7 protein-coding genes are annotated in these 19,558 nt (G+C 34.5%); all 7 read right to left on the bottom strand.

Annotated features, from left to right (window positions below; all coding sequences use genetic code 11):
* Nucleotides 1-326 precede the first annotated feature (326 nt).
* A complete protein-coding gene (locus ACN0QX_RS13345) occupies nucleotides 327-4,205 on the bottom strand; it encodes a T9SS type B sorting domain-containing protein (RefSeq protein WP_417197643.1) in 3,879 nt (1,292 codons plus the stop codon).
* A gap of 115 nt (nucleotides 4,206-4,320) precedes the next feature.
* Nucleotides 4,321-6,192: an OmpA family protein gene (locus ACN0QX_RS13340; RefSeq protein WP_417197641.1), complete on the bottom strand. Its 1,872-nt coding sequence runs from the start codon at nucleotides 6,190-6,192 to the stop codon at nucleotides 4,321-4,323.
* A gap of 17 nt (nucleotides 6,193-6,209) precedes the next feature.
* The gene (locus ACN0QX_RS13335) at nucleotides 6,210-7,145 is read right to left on the bottom strand and encodes a type IX secretion system membrane protein PorP/SprF (RefSeq protein WP_417197639.1); all 936 of its coding nucleotides are present in this window, start codon (nucleotides 7,143-7,145) and stop codon (nucleotides 6,210-6,212) included.
* A gap of 79 nt (nucleotides 7,146-7,224) precedes the next feature.
* A complete protein-coding gene (locus ACN0QX_RS13330; protein WP_417197637.1) occupies nucleotides 7,225-15,039 on the bottom strand; it encodes a choice-of-anchor J domain-containing protein in 7,815 nt (2,604 codons plus the stop codon).
* Nucleotides 15,040-15,197: 158 nt separating this feature from the next.
* Entirely contained in the window at nucleotides 15,198-16,355 is a 1,158-nt protein-coding gene (locus ACN0QX_RS13325; RefSeq protein ID WP_417197635.1) for a tetratricopeptide repeat protein, read from the bottom strand.
* Nucleotides 16,356-17,954 (bottom strand): helix-turn-helix domain-containing protein, encoded by a 1,599-nt coding sequence (locus ACN0QX_RS13320; RefSeq protein ID WP_417197633.1) that lies wholly within the window; start codon nucleotides 17,952-17,954, stop codon nucleotides 16,356-16,358.
* Nucleotides 17,955-18,202: 248 nt separating this feature from the next.
* The coding region (locus ACN0QX_RS13315) for a T9SS type A sorting domain-containing protein (protein ID WP_417197631.1) at nucleotides 18,203-19,558 on the bottom strand (1,356 nt) is incomplete at its 5' end.

Here is a 19,558-nt window from a genome sequence, read left to right as displayed (position 1 = left end):
AAAACTTATTAAAACAAATAAGATTGAGGCAAGTATTTTTTTGTTTTGTATAATCATCTGTTAGTAAATGTATAAAAAAACATGATTTTGCAAAATAAAAAAGATATAAAATATCTTTAAAACGCTAAAAACATCGATAAAAAACACAAATGTGCGATTTTTCGTTTGCTTTTATAAAGCCCAAATATATGTTTTTTTAAAACAAATAAAACATTTCTGCTTTAAATAATTGTTATGAGAACATTTGCATCTTTCAGATACGTAAGTAGATACCTGTTTTTCTTTTAAAACATCTATACTTAAAAGAGTTTAAAAACATATAAAAATTAACGTTTTAAAGAGAAATGAGATCTAAACTGTTTAGGCTGTCCATCCTCTTCATAACTCAATACAAACCAGTAATCTGAAGACGGTAAATTAGAACCTTTATAAGTACCATCCCATCCTGGTCCAGAAGGCTTTATGTTTGCCAACACCTTACCATAACGGTCATAAATATTTATTGTGGCATTAGGTTGGTTTCTGAACGCATATACATTCCATGTGTCATTATCTCCATCATGATTAGGCGTTATAATTTTCGGGTAGTCTATAATTCTTATGTCCTCAATAGTTATAAACCCACAAGAAGGGTTTTCTGTTTTTCTATCATATACATAAACCGTATGCAAACCTCCGCTAACATTTGTAAAAACACCATTATTATCTAAAATTGGACCATTATCCATTTGAAACCAGTACACTCCATAACCCTCAACAGTTACAGTAACTGATGGATTAGGATCAAAAGTTCCTGTTTGAGATACATTAACCAATACTGCTTGTCCAGATTGTATAACCTCAAAAGGCTCACTAATACTTGATGGACAGTTTGCTGTAGGCAATGTTTCTGTAATTAAAACAGTATATAGACCCGGAGAAACCGTATTAACCACATAAGTTCCTTGGTTTGCTCCAGCAATCTCAACTCCGTTTAAATACCAGGTGTATGTATAATTAGCACCTTGTATATCACTCACTAATGTTACTTCGTTTTGCAAAACATTACTTTCATAATCAACACAAAGTGTATTGCTCCCGTCTAAAGAATAAATCTCTGGATTTAATATTGGGTTTACAGAAATTTCTACTGAAGTAAGTCCGTAACATTCTGTTGGAATAGCATTGTTAGAAACTCTAATGTGAATGGTTTGATTATTAGGCACTGTATTCTGAAAATTAGCAAGGTCTAAAATAGCGTCATTATTATCTATAGCATCTTGTGCTGAAAAATAATAGTTAACACTAAAATCATTAGGGTTTAGTCCATTTAAAACTTCTGCATCAAGTACAGATAAATCATACGTACTAACACCGTCATTTACGCCATCTGAGTCACATATAATTACAGGATCAGGCTGCGTTGCATTAGCCGCTTCAAAAACGTTAAGCTCAAAAGGAAATAACTCTGAACAACCAGAATTTATATTTGTTATGTATACAAATATAGTTTGATTATAAGCTGCTGTATTAGGATACGGATTTGTTATTATTTGTGATGTCATTGCAGAATCCTCATAAAAATCAACTGTAAAGTCAGCTTGACTTTGACCAGCTCCTAATATTGAAGGTATTTCAGAAGTTAAATCAAATAAATCATACCCAGTATTAGAAGAACCACAAACAGATAATGTATCTAAACTAATACTTGGCAGTTCGTGCACGGTAATACTCATGGTAACCATTGCTCCACATTGCCCAGCGTCAGGTGTAAACGTATAGGTTGTTGTTGTTGAATTATTCATTGCAGGACTCCATGTTCCGGTAACACCATTATTTGATGTGGTTGGTAATGGTGCTAATGCATCGCCTTCACAAATATCGGCTACTTGCGTAAATACTGGCGTTACTGATGGATTGACTATAATAGTCATCGTTTCTGCTACAGCACATTGACCAGCATCAGGTGTAAACGTATAGGTTGTAGTCGCTGTGTTATCTATTGCTGGGCTCCATGTTCCGGTAACACCATTGTCTGATGTGGTTGGTAATGGCGGCAAAGCATCGCCTTCACAAATATCGCCTACTTGTGTAAATACTGGAGTTACTGATGGATTGACTATAATAGTCATCGTTTCTGCTACAGCACATTGACCCGCATCTGGAGTAAATGTATAAGTCGTCGTGGTTGTATTGTCTATTGCTGGGCTCCATGTTCCGGTAACACCATTATCCGATGTGGTTGGTAATGCCGGCAAAGCATTACCTTCACAAATATCAGCTACTTGTGTAAATACTGGCATAACCGATGGATTGACTGTAATAGTCATCGTTTCTGCTACAGCACATTGACCCGCATCTGGAGTAAATGTATAAGTCGTCGTGGTTGTGTTGTCTATTGCTGGGCTCCATGTTCCGGTAACACCATTGTCTGATGTGGTTGGTAATGGTGGTAAAGCATCGCCTTCACAAATATCGGCTACTTGCGTAAATACTGGCGTTACTGATGGATTGACTGTGATGGTCATAGTCTCTGTTACGGCACATTGACCTACATCTGGAGTAAACGTGTAGGTTGTAGTCGCTGTGTTATCTATTGCTGGGCTCCATGTTCCGGTAACACCATTGTCTGATGTGGTTGGTAATGGCGGCAAAGCATCCCCTTCACAAATATCGGCTACTTGTGTAAATACTGGCGTAACTGATGGGTTAACTGTGATGGTCATCGTCTCTGTTACGGCACATTGACCCGCATCTGGAGTAAACGTATAGGTTGTCGTCGCTGTGTTATCTATTGCTGGGCTCCATGTTCCGGTAACACCATTGTCTGATGTGGTTGGTAATGGTGGTAAAGCGTCGCCATCACAGACATCGGCTACTTGTGTAAATGTTGGTGTAACCGATGGATTGACTGTGATGGTCATAGTTTCTGTTAAAGCACATTGACCCGCATCTGGGGTAAATGTGTAAGTCGTCGTTGTTGTGTTATCTATTGCTGGGCTCCATGTTCCGGTAACACCATTGTCTGATGTGGTTGGTAACGGCGGTAAAGCCTCACCATCACAAATATCAGCTACTTGTGTAAATACTGGCGTTACTGATGGGTTGACTGTTACACTAGCACTATCTATTAATATTTGAGAACAAACCACTTGACCAGAACCATTAATTACTTCGGCTTCAGTAAGATTTATATCGGTATCAACAGTTAACACTTCAGACACAACTGCTTCTCCATTAACGTCTAGAAGAACTTGTTCGGTTGCTCCATTATTAAAATTGTAGTTTATTGTGGCATTTGGAGTTCCTGTTATTGTGAAATTTACAGAATCACCTTCACAAACTACAGTATCAGAACTTGTCACAGTAGCATCTGGAATTGGAGATACAACTAAATTAAAATCTATTAAAGAGTAACAGTCGTTTGATCCTGAAGTAACTCTAGCATAAACCTGTTCAGGGTTTTGTGTATTAGCATAAATACCAAAACCACCACCAAGAGGGTTTACCTCATCTGTTGCATCAGCTATACTCCCATAAAACTCAATACTATTATTAACTAAATCTGGATTTATCGTACTTTTTATGGCATTTAAATCAAAAATAGATACATCAGGTGTTCCGCTACACTGTACAACATCATCTATTGGTGTTGCGTCTGGTGGAGAAGGAAAAGCACCTGCACCATCCATAGCGGTTCCTGTCCATTGAATTTCAAAACCTCCATCTCCATGAGGCCTATCAACAGCTATGTAGTAAGATTCACCTGCTGTAACTGTAAGCCAATATACATAACCATTTCCGTTATCTCCAGGACCTGTTTGCGTTAATGTTGTGCTACCGTTAATACCTGTGTGATTATTTGCTAAACCTGCTAAATTAGGGTTTGTTGTAGAACAACGTATTGGGTTTCCTAAATTATTACATGCTACATTAGGGCCATAAACCCAAAAATCATAATCAACATTAATATCTGGGTCGTTAGGGATTAAGTCAAAACCTAACGTTCCAGATTGTACAATATTTATTTGCAACCATAAAGAGTTGTGTTCAAAACCGCCACAACTATTGATTTCAAATTCATTCCCAGAACCTGTTGTGTTTGACATAAAAGTACCATTACCACATACTGTAATAGATCCTACGCAATCATTAGATTCTTGAGCATAAGCTTGAAAACATAATATTGTAAAAAAACATCCTAAAATAAACTTCATCTTCTTCATGGTAAACTTTTTTAAACCCATCAGCCAACCTACTTTTAAGCAGATTGGCCATGGAAAAACTATAGCTATTAATCTAGTTTAGTTGGTCACTTTTAATCAAAAACGAATTAAACTGTTACTTAATGATTAAAAATTCTGAACGCCTGTTTTGTGCGTTCTCTTGATCTGTACAATTTGATTTACAATCAACTTTTGGTTGTGAACTACCCATACCTTTTGCTGAAAGTCTTTCCTTATTTATTCCTTTTGATATTAAATATTGCATCGTTGATTGCGCGCGTCTTTCAGATAATTTCTGATTATATGATTTATTTCCTTTTGTATCTGTATGAGATTTTACTAAAATGTTCATCTCTGGGTAAGTATTCATAATTTCAACTAACTTATTCAACTCATTAGCGCCTCTTTCGGTAATATTACTTTTATTGAATTCAAAGTAAATATTATTAAGTTTCACTTCTGTATCTGTAATTAAATCGTTTATTGGCTCTAATAATATCTCTATGTTTTTTGTTCCTCCTTCTGAAGCATCAAATACATAGCTCATAGATTGATAGCCGTCTTTTGAGGCACGAAACATGTATTCTGTTTGACATTCTATATCAAATGATGTTGTTCCTAGTGTTGTTGTGTTTTGGGTTACAATAATATTTTCTTGATTATCAAGAAGTGTTATAGCTACACTAGCCAAAACATCTTTTGTAATAGCATCTTTAACGATCACTATTGCTTCTAACTGACATATTGGTATAACCATATATATGTTGTCAACACCTGATCTGTTTGAAGAAAAATATCCTACATTTTCTATCATATTAATACTAAAAGAAAAATCATCACTTTTAGTATTAATAGGCTTTCCCATATTTACAGCTTCCTCCTCTTCTTTATTTAGGTTAATTTTAAAGATGTCAAACCCTCCGAATCCTTGTTTACCGCTTGAAGCAAAATACAATGTTGTGTTATCACTTATAAAAGGAAACCCTTCTTTACCCGCTGTATTTACACGAGGACCAAGATTTTCAGGCTTTCCGTATTTACCATTATTGATAGATACTTTCCAGATATCAGTATCTCCTAAACCACCTGGCATATTTGAAGCAAAGTAAAGTGTCTTGCCGTCTGTACTTAAGCTAGGGTGACTTACAGAATATTCCTTACTATTAAAAGGTAGCGGCTGTATGTTAACCCATTCACCATTTTCCCTAGTTGCTGTATATAGTCCTAATTGAGCTAATTTTACATTCTTATTTTTTATTCTTTTGTAGCTTTTAGAACTATGTCCATCTCGAGCAAAAATGATGGTGTTTCCATCTGCACTCAACGTAATAGGACCATCGTGGTATGGTGTATTTAATGCTTTTACTGGCTCTGGATCTGATAATGTTCCTTTTGCGTCTCTAACAGATTTATAAATATCTAGGTAAGGCTTGTTTGTCCATTTATCATCTTTTTTAGAAACGTTTCTTGAACTCACAAAATATAAAATATTGTCGTTAGATAATATACTACCAAAATCACTCTGTTCTGGATCATTAATTCCTGTTTCTTCAACATCAAAAAGCTTTGATTTATCAGCCAAGCTTGGTATATAGTTTGGATTTTCTAAATGAGCTTTTGCTCGCTGGTCATTAGGCATCATACTTGCAAATACACTCATTTGCTTATTTGCTTCTTCGTATTTCCCTTGAGATTTTAAAGTTTGAGCATAACGATAATATGTTTCAGCATCTTGTTTTGTGTTAACAGCTTTTGCATACCATTTTGATGCTTCAACCATATTAAACACGTTGTAATAGCTGTCAGCTAAATTATTATAAACATGAGCATCAGCCTTGTTGCTCTCTACCAATTGTAAATATGCATCAATAGCATCTACATATTGATAGGTTTCAAATAATTTATCTGCTTTTTCTGATTGTTTGCTTTGCGAATAACCAGCTGTTATCACTAAAAACAAAGTTAAAAGACTATATATTTTTTTCATTTTTTATGCTTTATGTATTAGAAAAATCTTGGTGAAATAGATACTTTTTTTGGAAAGTTTAGGTCAAATAGCAACATAACCTCATGAGATCCTGATGTTTTTGTATTAAGTTCAGATGTGACATAATCATATGCGTAGCCTATTCGAAGCCCTGGCGTAATTGCAAAATTTGCCATACCACCAAAAGAGTCATCTACACGATATGTTGCTCCAAGCTCAAAACGATCAAAAAACAAAACATTGGCAGAAACATCTAATGATGTTGGTGCATTAAATGCTGATTTCATTAAAAAAGACGGTTTAAACTTGGTGTTTTCAGACAAGTTAAACACATAACCGGCAGATAAAAAGTAATGTAGCACATCTGTACCATACTTATACTCTTGGCCATTATTTGTTACATTTAAATATGTGTTTTTAAGCATGTTTGGAACAGAAAAAGACACATAATATTTATCAGTATAATAAAAGAAACCTGAACCAATATTAAGGTTTGTATTGTTTGTGTTTTCGCTAAAAGCTTCATCATTAGCGTCTGTTACATAACCGTTTCCTATATCACTAAAAAAGCCTACACTTTGAATTGTTGCTCCAGCTTTAAGTCCTAATGCCAAACGGTGCTCTCCTCCTAAATTTAATGTATAAGAGAAATCAGCATATACATTGTTTTCCTCTACAGGTCCTATTTGGTCTGATATTACAGATAGACCTAGACCAACTTTTTTTCCTGTAGGACTATGAATTGATAACGTAGCTGTTTTTGGTGCATCATTAACACTTACCCATTGTGATCTATATAATAAGCCAACGGCTAAATTGTCTTTTGAACCAGCATAAGCAGGGTTAACCACATTCATGTTATACATATACTGCGTATACTGTGGGTCTTGCTGTGCATTAACACTCACTAAAATCATAAGTGCAAAGGCTATTGTAAAATATAATTTTTTCATTTGTATTATATATTGCTTTATGTTTTATAAACAGCTTGTTTCTTAACTCGAGACAAGCTGTTGTTTCTTTTTTTTATGATTAATGAGATCTATTAATGTAAACCCATCCTGTTACTGTACTTCCATCTTTTTTAGCAATGTTGTAGAAGTAAGTTCCATCCGGTAGTTCATCTCCTTTATTTGATTGTCCGTGCCATTGGTTTACGTAAGTTCCTTTAAAGTTGTAAACCTTTTTACCATATCTATTAAACACTTGTAAATCAACAACTCCAAAACCACTCAAATCAAACGAGTCATTTTTACCATTTCCATCAGGAGATATTCCTCTAGGGATATCATTACATGATAATGTTTCTGTTGTGAATGATGTTGTTGAAGAACAGCCTCCAAAAATTACAGTTACCGTAAATTGAGCTGGTATTGTTGTTCCTGGGTTTTGAGCTGCATAAGCAGTTACATTAAATGTTTCAGAATCTTGCCCTACTTCATTACCGTTTGCATCCATCCAAACATAAGTTACTTCATTAGGGTCAAAAGAATTTCCAACTGGTGATGCTGTTAACCAATACTCACTAGCCTCGCAAGCTCCTTCTACAGCAATTTCAACAGTATCTAAAACAGTAATCATAAATGTGCTTACACTTCCTTCTATACAGTTTGCTATGTTGTCATTAATTTGATATGTAACCGTATAGTTTCCTAATGTACTTGCCGATACGTTTATTTCTCCAGTAGTAGCATCAATCACTAATCCAGACTCTGCTGTAAAGGTTCCTCCCGTTGTGAAGTCTGTTCCAAACACAGGGAAAATATTATCGCTATCAGCACAATACATATCATTTGTATATGTAAAGGTGGTGTTTGTTGTTGTTAATTCGTCAATAACAATAGACGTTGTATAAGAACCACTTGCCATACAGTTTTCAGGATCGCCACTATAAGTATATGTTATATCATGTGTTCCTGCCGCTCCAGATGCTAAGTCAATTTCACCTGTTGTTGCATCAACAGTTAGGGTTGCAGAACTAAATGTTCCTCCTATAGTAAATCCAGCATCAAGATTTGGCAGTACAGTGTCTCCAGTTAACAAGCAGAAAGAATCCACACCATAATCAAACGTTGTTGTTGGGTTTGTAGACTCTAAAACAGTTACCATAAAAGTGCTTGTACTTGCTTCTTGGCATATTGTTAAGTCTTCTAAAACACTATAGGTAATCGTATAATTTCCTGTAGTACTTGCTGATGGATTAATCTCACCTGTTGTTGCATCGATAATCAATCCTGTTTCTGCAGTAAATGTTCCTCCTGATGTAAAATCAGTTCCTAAACTTGGCGTTACATTTTCGCTATCTGTACAATAAAGATCTTCACTGTAAGTAAACGCCGTTACGGGTGTTATAGTTTCAACAATTTCTATTGACACAGTAAATACACTTTCCTCAACACAATTTGCTTCATCTGCTACATATGTATAAACAATATCATGCATTCCTTCAACTCCTGATGTTAAATCTACTTCTCCTGTTGTTGCATCAACAGTTAAGGTTGTAGAGCTAAATTCGCCTCCTATAGTGAATCCTGCTGCTAAATTTGGCATTGTGGTATCTCCTGCTAATAGACAGAATGGTTCAGTACCATAATCAAATGTTGTTACAGGAGTTGTTGATGCCGTAAATTCAATTGAAGCCGTATAGTTTCCTGCAAGCGTACAAGTTTCTGTATCACCATTATAGGTGTAAAGAATATCATGAATTCCTGCTGTTGCAGATGTAATGTCAATTTCACCTGTAGTCGCATCAACAGTTAGTGTTGTAGAACTAAATTCGCCTCCTTGAACAAATCCTGCTGTTAATTCTGGCATAGGGTTTTCAGAAGTTACAATACAAACTGTTTCATAACTGAAAGACAATTCTGGTGTAATTGTATCATTAATATTTACTTCAATTTCCACTCTTGGGCTTTCGCATCCATTTTCATCCATATTAGCCACATAGTAAGATGTACTTCCTACTGTTGCCGTGCTAGGTGTAGGCGCTGTTGTGCTTCCTGTTCCTCCTGTAGCTTGCGTGTACCAAACTAAACTATAAGTACCTGTTGGTGTAGCTGTTAATGGTTCAGCCGTGTCATTCAAGCAATAATCTACTGGTGTTTCTACAGTAGGCACATCAGAAACACCATTATATGTTAACTCAATATCATAAGAACAATGACTTGTTTGCCAAGTAAACGTATACGTTCCTGGCACAACAAAACCTGTTATTGTAGTATTGTTACTATTAGCATCTGCAATTGTAACATCTCCTGGATTTGCATCACTAGGCAACCACGTTCCTGTTCCGTTTGCTTCTACACTAGCTGTTGGGTTTGTACAATCAACCTCAAAAGACTCTGTAATAATTTCATTGTTTGCTGTAAACCTTACGTCGTCAAGTAAATTTCCTATGTTATCAGGTCCATTTGCTCTAAAAAAGAATCTTGTAACATCTTGACCTTCTGGCACCTGATAATCTCCAGAGACAATACGCCATTGTTGATCAGCAAGATGCATTGTTACTGTAGTAAATGGTCCTTCTGGTGGTCCAGCCAAGAGCTCCATAACATTTCCATCAAACCTTCCTGTATGAGCAAAGCTATATTCTAATAATGTTATTTCAGAAGTATCAAAGTCTCTGTAAAGCCCTTTAATATTAGGATTATTAGGGTCGATTGCATCTCCATCATCTCTAACTTGTGCCATTTGACCTCCTTCATATGGAGAGAATCCTGGCGCATTTAATGTTTCCCAAATAAATACAGAATTAGAGTTTTCTAAATTTTGTCTCCACCCTGGAATTGTTCTAATAGAAATAATCGTATTTACACCACTTAATCCTTGTAAAACAGGTATTTCAAAACCACCGTTTATTGCCATATTAAAATCACAAACATCTTCTGGGGTTTTTACACAAACACTAAATTTATGCATATTAGCTTCTGTTCCATTGAGTGTTAAGCGTAATTTGTAGTTATCTCCTTCAATAAGTTTTGATGCGTACATTGCGACAAGAACATTATCATAAGTACAGGTCAATTCTTGAAGGTTTCCTGCTCCATTATCTTTATATAATGTCATTGTAATATCTGGATATGGAGGTTCGCTATTTACTTCTCCACGGAAATTTCCTGTGAAATCATTAAGTTCAAAAATATGTACTGATGATTCTGCTGTGAAATTAAACCAAATATCTCCCGCGTTTAAACCATCACAGCTCATAGTTTCTGATGAAACTGTTGTGTTTATAAAAGATGCATTTATGCTAGATTCATTACATGTTTGTCCTGCGTTAATTGGTAATGTAATTGCATTAGAAATATCATCATTTCTAACAAACACATATGGACCAGCCCAATAACTCTCATCTCCAGCACCACAAACAGCTCTCACAAAGTATTCGTAAGTAACAGCATATGGATCTACAAAATCTGATAATGTTGGTGTATAAGAGTTTGTTGAAACAATTGTTCCTGATTGAGGAATAGTTCCATTATCTACAGGTTGAATAGCAACCTCCCATTCTGTTTCAGAATCTCCTGGCGACCATGAAAAAACAGACATGTCGTTTACTGATAGATCTGTTGGTGTAGGACATGTAATGTTACCACAAGAAGAATACCCTGAATAAACATTGGTTCTAGGTGTTAAACCGGTAGGACTTGTATATATTGTGGCTCCACTAGAATCGCGAATTTCAAAAGAATATGCAGCATATTGTGGCGCATAGGTACCAACTGTATCAAAGTATAAAGAAAACTCTACACCGTTACATAAAAGTACTGGAAACTCTTGAGCATCTTCTCCTTCAAAAGGAAAAACTTGACTAACCTCTTGGTTGTTTTGAGACAATTGTAGCTCTGCAGAAACATCTGTATTACTTGTTAATACAAATGTGTATTGACATAAGTTTTCAAAACTACATAGGGTTGTTACCTCAATAGGTCCAGTCCATGGTCCATCACCGTTATCACAAGCAGATCTCACATAAATATCATAAGCTGTTGATGCTGTTAAGCCTGTAATTGTAAACGGATTTGTTGTTGCATTATACAAATAAGCAGGATCTGTATCTCCAACAGGAGCATTTGTGCCAGCAGGCTGTACAGAAATCTCCCAAGGAGAAACCGTTCCGTTTTCTTCCCAACTTAATTGTACTTCTGTATCTGTTAGGTTGTCTGTTGTTATGTTAACAATCTCTGGACATTCTGGAATATCCTCAATATTTACGTTATCTATAATTAATGTTTGCCCTCTGTAAGCACTTGTACTTGCATAAAACGGTACATGAAAAGCAATATTGATATCTCCCGTAATTCCGCTAGGGAAATTTATAATTTTTACTCTGTACTCTTCATTGTTTATAAGAACAGGATCGTCATCGTTATCATATAACACCGTTGTAAATTGATCTATTCCCGTTCCGTTTGTAGATAATAGCACTTCTAAATCTTCTGTAAAGAAGCCATCATTTACACGATAATAATAACGTAAACGTTGATTTTCTGTAATTGTAATGGTTGGAGAGATTAGCCAATCTTCGTTTCTACCATTATGACCTGTAAACATTGCTGCTGTTTGATCTCCTTCATAAGGATATGCTGTGTTATTTAACTCCCAAGTATCTAAATCATAATTGTCATCAATAACTATCCAACAACTTTTTGTTGCAGAATCTGAATTAAACGTTTCAACAAATGGAGCCACGTATGGTGTACATATTGTTGCAAAGTTTACAGGACCAAACCACTCGCTGGTTCCATTAGCACAATTTGATTGAAGGTAAACTTCGTATGCCGAATCTGCCTCTAGACCTATCGCTGAATAGCTGTTTGTATCAACTGAAATTCCAGTTCCTGTTGGAACTCCTGTTCCTTCTGGTTGCACTACAATGTTCCACATATCTTCTTGGTAACCTGCGGTCCAAGATATTTCAGCTCCTGTTGCTGTAACTGTATCAACATTTAAAGAAGAAGGAATTGGGCAAGGTGGCGCTTCATCAATACTTACATCATCAATATTTAATCTTGAAGATGGACCTGAAAATTCTGGTGGCACTCTAAAAGCAATATAAATTGTTCCATTACCTTCAATAATTGCTGATTTTTCAATATATCCTGAATTTGTAATCACTTCAAAAGGAACAACTTCTGTTGTAAAACTTGAAGGGTTATTGTTTGTTGTAGACATTAAAACCTCAAAACCATGTCTTGGAGGAATTAAGTTTCCTAATACAAATAAGATTTCTGCTCTGTACTTAAATTTTAATTCTTTTACACCATCAATGTTGATAGCTGGAGATATTAAATATGCGTTTGTTCCTCCTCCTATTTCAGCTTTGGTTTCTGAAATAGTCCATCCGCCGTTACTTGTATCCCAACAAAATTTTTGAGTATCGTCATCATCATCATTAAAGCTCTCAAAGAAAGGCGTATCATAAGACGTACATAAGGTGGTAAAAGCTACTGGACCAACCCACTGACTTTGATCATCTGCAGCACAATATGCTCTTACATAAAACTCATACTGTGTACCAGGCTCTAAATCTGTAGCCATATAAGGAAAATTTGAAGACACTAAAGTTCCGCTACCTGTAGGCTCTCCCGAATCAAGGTCTTGAATAGCCACTTCCCATTGGGTTTCTTCTTCGCCTACTGTCCAAAATAACCAAGCAGATGTTTCTGTTACATTCAAAACAAAAGGGTTTATTGGGTCTGGACATGTTGGTTTGTCTTCTATAACCACATCATCAATAGAAACTCTTAATGCTGTTTCTGTGTTGTTTGGTTCTACAATCCAAGCAATGTTTACATTTCCTGTAACTTCAGGTAAATCTACCATTACTTCTTGAAAAGCCGTGTTATTGATTGTGGTTTCAGGAATGACAATTGTTGTAAAATTATCTACTCCAACACCTGTTGTTGATAGTTTTACTGTATAGGTTGATTCTCCTTGAGTCGCTCTATGCTTAAAACGCAATCTTTTTGGTGTGCCTTCAAAGTTAACTTGAGGAGACACATACAAATCGTGGTTCTCATATCTTGACAAATCTGTTCTTACAGTTGGATATCCTCCAATAAAACTCCACTGGTTTCCATCGTTATTAGCGTCTATAATTGTCCAACAAGGTTCTGGATTTTCATTTGTTGCATTATTAAAATCCGTAAAATATGGCGTATCAAAAACCGTACACTGTGTTGTGAATGTTGATGGAGCGCTCCATACACCTTGAGTTCCACCGCAAACAGATCTTACATAAAAGTCATAAGTTGCACCTGGAGCTAAACCAGAGTTTATAAGGTTGTTAATATTTGTATTTGTTAATGTACCTGATCCTACTGGTTCTCCAGATCCTGCTGATACAACTGCATACTCCCAAGAATCAGCAAAACCACCTATATTGTCCCAAGAAAAAGTAACACTGTTTTCTGTTAAGCTATTAAAAGTCATTTCTGATGGTGGCGCACATGTTGGGCTAGAAATTTCTAACTCTAAACATATACCTGCACCTGAAGATAATTCAGAAGATACAACAACAATATACGTTTGTCCTGCTTGAACTAAGAAGTTGTTTATCTCGCTTGGCACAAACCCATTTCGCGTTGTTGTTCCTGCAAGACAATTTACTCCAACTTCGGCACAGCTATCATAAACAAAAAGGGAACTTCTTCCATTGTAACAGTTGTTAGTTGAATCTCCTCCTGTAAATGTTGTTTGAGATAATGATAATAAACCGTCTTCGGTTGGTGTGTATGATAAAAATATTTTATCTCCTCTTAAATAATTTGCTGTTGATGTTCCTGAAATACAGTTTGATCCTTGCGTTGAATAACTAACTTCTTCATTAACCCAATCAGCTAAGTTTTCTGCTAATACATATGGCGTTGATGAAATGTCTGGGATCTCTATTGGAAACTCACAGCTTAACCCATATTTTAAGGTATTAAAATTGTATGGTCCTGTAAATTCACTTTGTGTGTCATTATCGCAAATAGCAGAAAGATAAATGTCAAAAGATGTGTCAGGATCAAGATTCATTAATGTGTAACTAGTTCCTGTAACAGGGATTCCACTACTTGCAGGTGTTCCGCCTTCTGGCAGAATTTGTATTTCAAAGTTTGTAGCTGAAGGATGTGTCCAAGTAACTTCAGCACTATCAACTGTAATATCATCAATAGAAACTGTACTATCATCTATTTCTGTACAGCCTTCTAAAACAGATAGGTTATCTATAAACCATTCGTCACCGGTTGGTGATACACCGTTTTGAGTATTAACAGCAACAAAAGCAAGATAAATATTAAATCCTGCTGGAATTGATTCCGGTATGGTAATAACCTTTTTTTCGTAACTGGTTTGAGAACCGACATTAAGCGTTGCCTCGGTATATGTTTGAAGTGTTACATTAAACCCGTTAATATCAGGTTGTGCTGCTGTAGATAAACGCACTTGATATTGTGCTCCATTATTTACTTCGCTAGATTGTTTTGTATAGAAATGAATCTCTCCGTTTTGAGGAATAGCAATTTGAGGCGTCACTAAAAAGTATTGTGCCATGTTTCCGTCTCCAATGTTGTCTGCACTTGGATTTATAGATACGGCATTTGTTCCTAAATAACCATCTGTAGTAGCCATCCAATCTGATGTTCCTACACCATTATTTATTAACGACCACGTATTAGGAATCCCGCTTTCAAAAGTTTCGCTAAACTGTGCTTGCGCTTTATTTGCTACTAACAAACTTATAGCTAAGACAAGAATTAAAATTGTATTACTTTTTTGAGACTTGACATTAAAATTAGAATTATTTTTAAAAAAATTAATTCCACTTTTTAATACAGAGAAGAGTAGTTTTTTTCTCATTTCGATACATTTAACATATTAGTATTGTTAAGCTAAATTTAAGGATAAATTAACCTTATATATACAGTATGTCTTTGCTATTTACCGAATTTTGAAAGCTAAAATTAAATTTAAAACACTGAAAAACAGATTATTAAATTTGTTTTCGCAATAAAAAGCTACTTGGAAGTGTTCTTGAGGTTTTGAATGGTTTCTATGTCGTTTTTAAGCGATTTTATTTGTTTTTGATTTTTAATTTCAATGAAAATAATGCTTAAAATAACTATAAAACCAGCTATAAAAATCAGCTTTATATTGTTGTAATAGTGGTTTTTAGTTTCGGTGTGTTTTTCACTATAAGTCTTATAATTTTCATCAATAGAATCGCTTATAGAGCTTCTTTCAGATTCTTTAATTTCTAATTGCGTTTTTAAATAAAGGTTGTAATATTTTTGATATTCGTCCCATTGATTTAACGCCAAGTAGTTTTCAAAAAGCCCTTTATAAATTCCTAAATTAAGAATGATGTCTCCAACATTTTTAGATTGTATTAAAGCTATGTGAAGCAGCTCTATTGCTTCAGCATAGTTGCCTTCTAGTGTGTAAACTTCTGCCAGTCCTTTTTGTGCAAACGAAATTAAACTGTTTGCATTTTCTATTTTTGCTAGCTCTATAGACTTATGAAAGCTTTCTTTTGCTTTGTCATATTGAGACAACATGCTATAACAGTTCCCTTTATTGTAATAAGCAATACTCATGTTGGTTCTTTGTCTTGTGCCTTTTAGCATTTCATACTCTGAAATTCCTTTGGCAAAAAAGCCTAATGCAATATCACAGTTTAGGTTATCTTTATAAATAAAGCCTTTTACAATGTAGGTGTTTCCTAAAAAAATACCGATTGAGTCTTTTTCAGGATAAGCCAAACACAGTTCTTCAGCTTGGTCAAGAAACTTTATTGATTTATCAAAAATCTTCAACTGCTGGTAAAGAATACCTGTTCTAAAAAGTATTTCTATATTTAAAATAGGGTCTTTTATTTGTCCTGATAATTCTTCTGCTTTTATGGTATACTCTAATGCTTTTTGATAGTCTCTTTTTGATGTGTAAGCAAGAGAAACTAGCATAAGCGCTTTGGCTTTAGTTTTTATAGAGTTAGTGTCATCATTATAAACAGACAATCCTATTTCTATTGACGCATTTGGGTTGTCATAAACGGTATTTGTATTGGCCTTAAGCAGACTATCTACTTGTTTTTTTTGAAAATCTCCAGCAAAAACACTGTGTACACTAAAAAAGAGTACGCAAACTAAAACGTAATATGCTTGTTTTACTGTCATTTACTGGTTTTTATTTTTATTGTTTTCTCGTTCTGTTTTTAAAAGATCTATAAAGGTTGCTGGAGACATTCCTATTATAGATTTAAATACGGTTGCAAAACTACTATGTGAAGAAAAGCCACTTTCTTCTGCTAAAAAACTTATTTTATAATTCATGTAATTAGAATCATTTTTTAGTTTTTCAATGATATAATTGATACGTAGCTTGTTTATAAATGTATTAAAGTTGTCATTATAATGCCTGTGTATAATTTCAGACAGATATTTTGTGTTTGTTTCAAACTGCCCAGATAACACAGCTAGAGACATGTCTTTGTTTAAGAATTTAGTTGAAGCCTCAAAACGTTTAAGCTTTGCTAATAGGTTTTTCTCGGTTTCCTCTGGAATTGCTATTCTTTTTTTAGCAACTTTTTTTGATGGTTTTGTTTTTATAAAATTGTTTCGGCTTATTTCTAAATACTTAATGATTTCTTTTAGTCGCTTTTTCTTCCATTGACTTTTTACTACAAAAAACACACCTATAAGAACAAGTAAAAAAGCCATTCCTAAAGCGATGTACGTAAAATTAGAATACTTCTTTTGTTCTTGATTTAAACTCTGCTCATTTTGATTGCTTATAATATTGTAAACTGTGTTTATAGACTCTTGCTCTGCAAGTTCTACACGGCTATTCAATACTAAAAACTCATCGTTATAAACTTTGTGTTTTATTTTTTGATTAGAGGCTAAATAGTTTATAGCTAGGTTTCTATTTATCTGCTCTAAAAGAAATGGATTATCTAATATTTCGGCATATTTAAGCGCTATAAACAATGTTTCTTCACTGTTACTAAAGGCTTTTTTTTGTAAATGCAAGTAACCTAATTGGTTATACACTTGTGCCTTTTCATATAAGTTATTATACTCGTTAGAGCTTATTAAGGTTAATGCTTTGTTTAAGTAAACAAAAGCAGAATCATATTGAGTAAGGTTACTTAAAGCTTTCTCTTTTGCTATGAAAAGTTTCCCTCTTAAAACAGGATGAGAGTTTATAAAATTTTGATAGCGCTCATTGGCTTCATTAAGCAAAGACAAGGCTTTATCCGTTTCCCTTCGTTCCAAATTCATAGAAACGCGCTCCAAGAGTAAATGAGACGCAAGCGAATCATGAATTTTAGGATTGGCTATTTTTTTTATTAAACTATCAGCATTTGACAGCTCTTTTTGGTATTGATTATCTAAATATAAAAGCCTGAAAAGTTCAGCTTTTAAAAGAGAAATGTCTATTTGTGTTTTATGGTTTAGTTTATCAACGTAAGAATCAGCATTAAAAGCATTTGTTATTGCACTATTAAAGTTTCCTTTAACAAAATATGACCTAGCAAGTATAACACTAATGTCAGCTTTTGTTTCTTTCTTTTCATTGGTTTTTAATATATGCTCCCCGATTTTTATAGCTTCATCTGGGTTTGAATAAACAAGCTCTTTTGCCTTTTGAACAAGATGATTTTGACGCGCATAACCACTTGTGTTTGAAAAAAAGAAGCAAACACAAAAAATTATAACCCATTTTGAAGTTTTAAATAGGTTTTTAGCACATGTTATCCTTATAACGGTCAAAATACTTTTAGGTCTTGTTAAATTTACAAATATAGGTTTCGAATAGTTATTCCTCTCTGCTTTTTGCTTAAAAAGTATTCAAAAAAGACATAGAAAAAAATAAAGATACAAAGATTACTATACTTTTAATGCAACGCAACTTATATAACGCCCAAAACGATACTTTTTTAAAATAAAAAAAGCTTGAGAAATAAATTTCTCAAGCTTCATAACAATTAATCAAGCAAGTGTTTTTTTTTATGAAAACACTATTTTTTTATAACCTTAAATGTTTTTTGGGAGTTACCAATGTTTACTGTAACAAAGTAAACTCCGTTATTTAAATCATTCATATTAACTTGTGTTTTTAAGCTGTTTGGAGTTACTCTTACAACTTCTTGACCAACAAGATTACGAATGCTAATTTTAGACATTGTGTTTGCAGATTCAATCATTAAAGTATTCACAACTGGGTTAGGATAATACTTAAACGAATTAAAATCGTTTGAAGTTTCTACACTTAATGAAGGATCTGGATAAGCCATTAAAGAAAATTCTGCAGTACTGCTAGAGGCATGAATAGCCACTAAATACGTTTGATTTGCAACAAGCTCTCCTGTTCTTTCTCCTGATAAATAACAACTAGTAAGTCCTGTTACATCTTGCTGTAAGTCACTACAATCTCCGCTGAATACTGAAAAATATGATGTTCCTGATACACGTGTATAGTCAAAATGATATACCCCTGTTAAGCTAGGTGTAAAACTGTACCAAACTACATTATTACTAGAACAATGCTCTATTGATGGATAAGAGTCTGCTAAAGTTCCAGAAATTGCATTTGCTCCATTTGAATCTGGAGATTCAGTTAACGTTCCTGGAGTTTCACAACTATCATTTGAAACAGGATCAGGTAACTGCCATACACATAAGTCAAAAATAGCTCCTGGTTCACTTTGACTACTTTGAACCATGATGTAGAATGTTTCAGAGCTATCCATAGTCACAATTTGATTTGAAGTAGTACCACAAGATGTTGAAACTTCAATTAAAGCTCCACAAGTACCTTTGTAAATAAAATATCTAGAAGCTGCTCCAGATGTTTTATCAAAACTAAACTCATAAACACCAGACACAGCAGGGTTAAACACATACCATACATCACTGTAAGTTGTAGATACTGAATCAGCACATGTTGACTCTGTAGAACGTGTTGCTCCAACAGTTGTTTCTCCTACCAAACCATTATTACATGTTTCATCAGTAGAAACAGTTAGTGTTGTTGCATTAGCACACTCATCATTAACAGGTGCCACTGGTGGTGTTTTTAAACATATGTCATAGTTTTGAGCATAGTTTGTACCTAATCTTGTGTAATTACGAATGTAGTACGTATTACCATCTGTTAATCCACTAAATATAGCGTAATTTCCATCTTTACAATCTACACTTGTTAAAGAGCCACAAGCTGATCCTTCAAAAAGTTCTGTTGATTGAATAGTACCTCCATCTCCTATAGCAGCTGTTATGTTTAAATACTCAACTACAATTGTATTTCCATCTGCCACAAAACTAAACCACACGTCGTTACTATCTCCTGTAGAACAAGCTGAATTTGCTTCGTT

This window comes from Bizionia sp. (assembly GCF_048259285.1).
GTDB classification, from domain to species: Bacteria; Bacteroidota; Bacteroidia; order Flavobacteriales; family Flavobacteriaceae; genus Algorimicrobium; species Algorimicrobium hallyeonense.
Note: the sequence above shows the minus strand (reverse complement) of the source record. Positions and strands in the feature narration are given on the sequence as shown.

Bases quoted from the DNA above. Each gene is read 5' to 3' on its own strand.
- ACN0QX_RS13325 (WP_417197635.1), bottom strand. From the start codon at position 16,355: ATGACAGTAAAACAAGCATATTACGTTTTAGTTTGCGTACTCTTTTTT.
- ACN0QX_RS13335 (WP_417197639.1), bottom strand. From the start codon at position 7,145: ATGAAAAAATTATATTTTACAATAGCCTTTGCACTTATGATTTTAGTG.
- ACN0QX_RS13345 (WP_417197643.1), bottom strand. From the start codon at position 4,205: ATGAAGAAGATGAAGTTTATTTTAGGATGTTTTTTTACAATATTATGT.
- ACN0QX_RS13340 (WP_417197641.1), bottom strand. From the start codon at position 6,192: ATGAAAAAAATATATAGTCTTTTAACTTTGTTTTTAGTGATAACAGCT.
- ACN0QX_RS13330 (WP_417197637.1), bottom strand. From the start codon at position 15,039: ATGAGAAAAAAACTACTCTTCTCTGTATTAAAAAGTGGAATTAATTTT.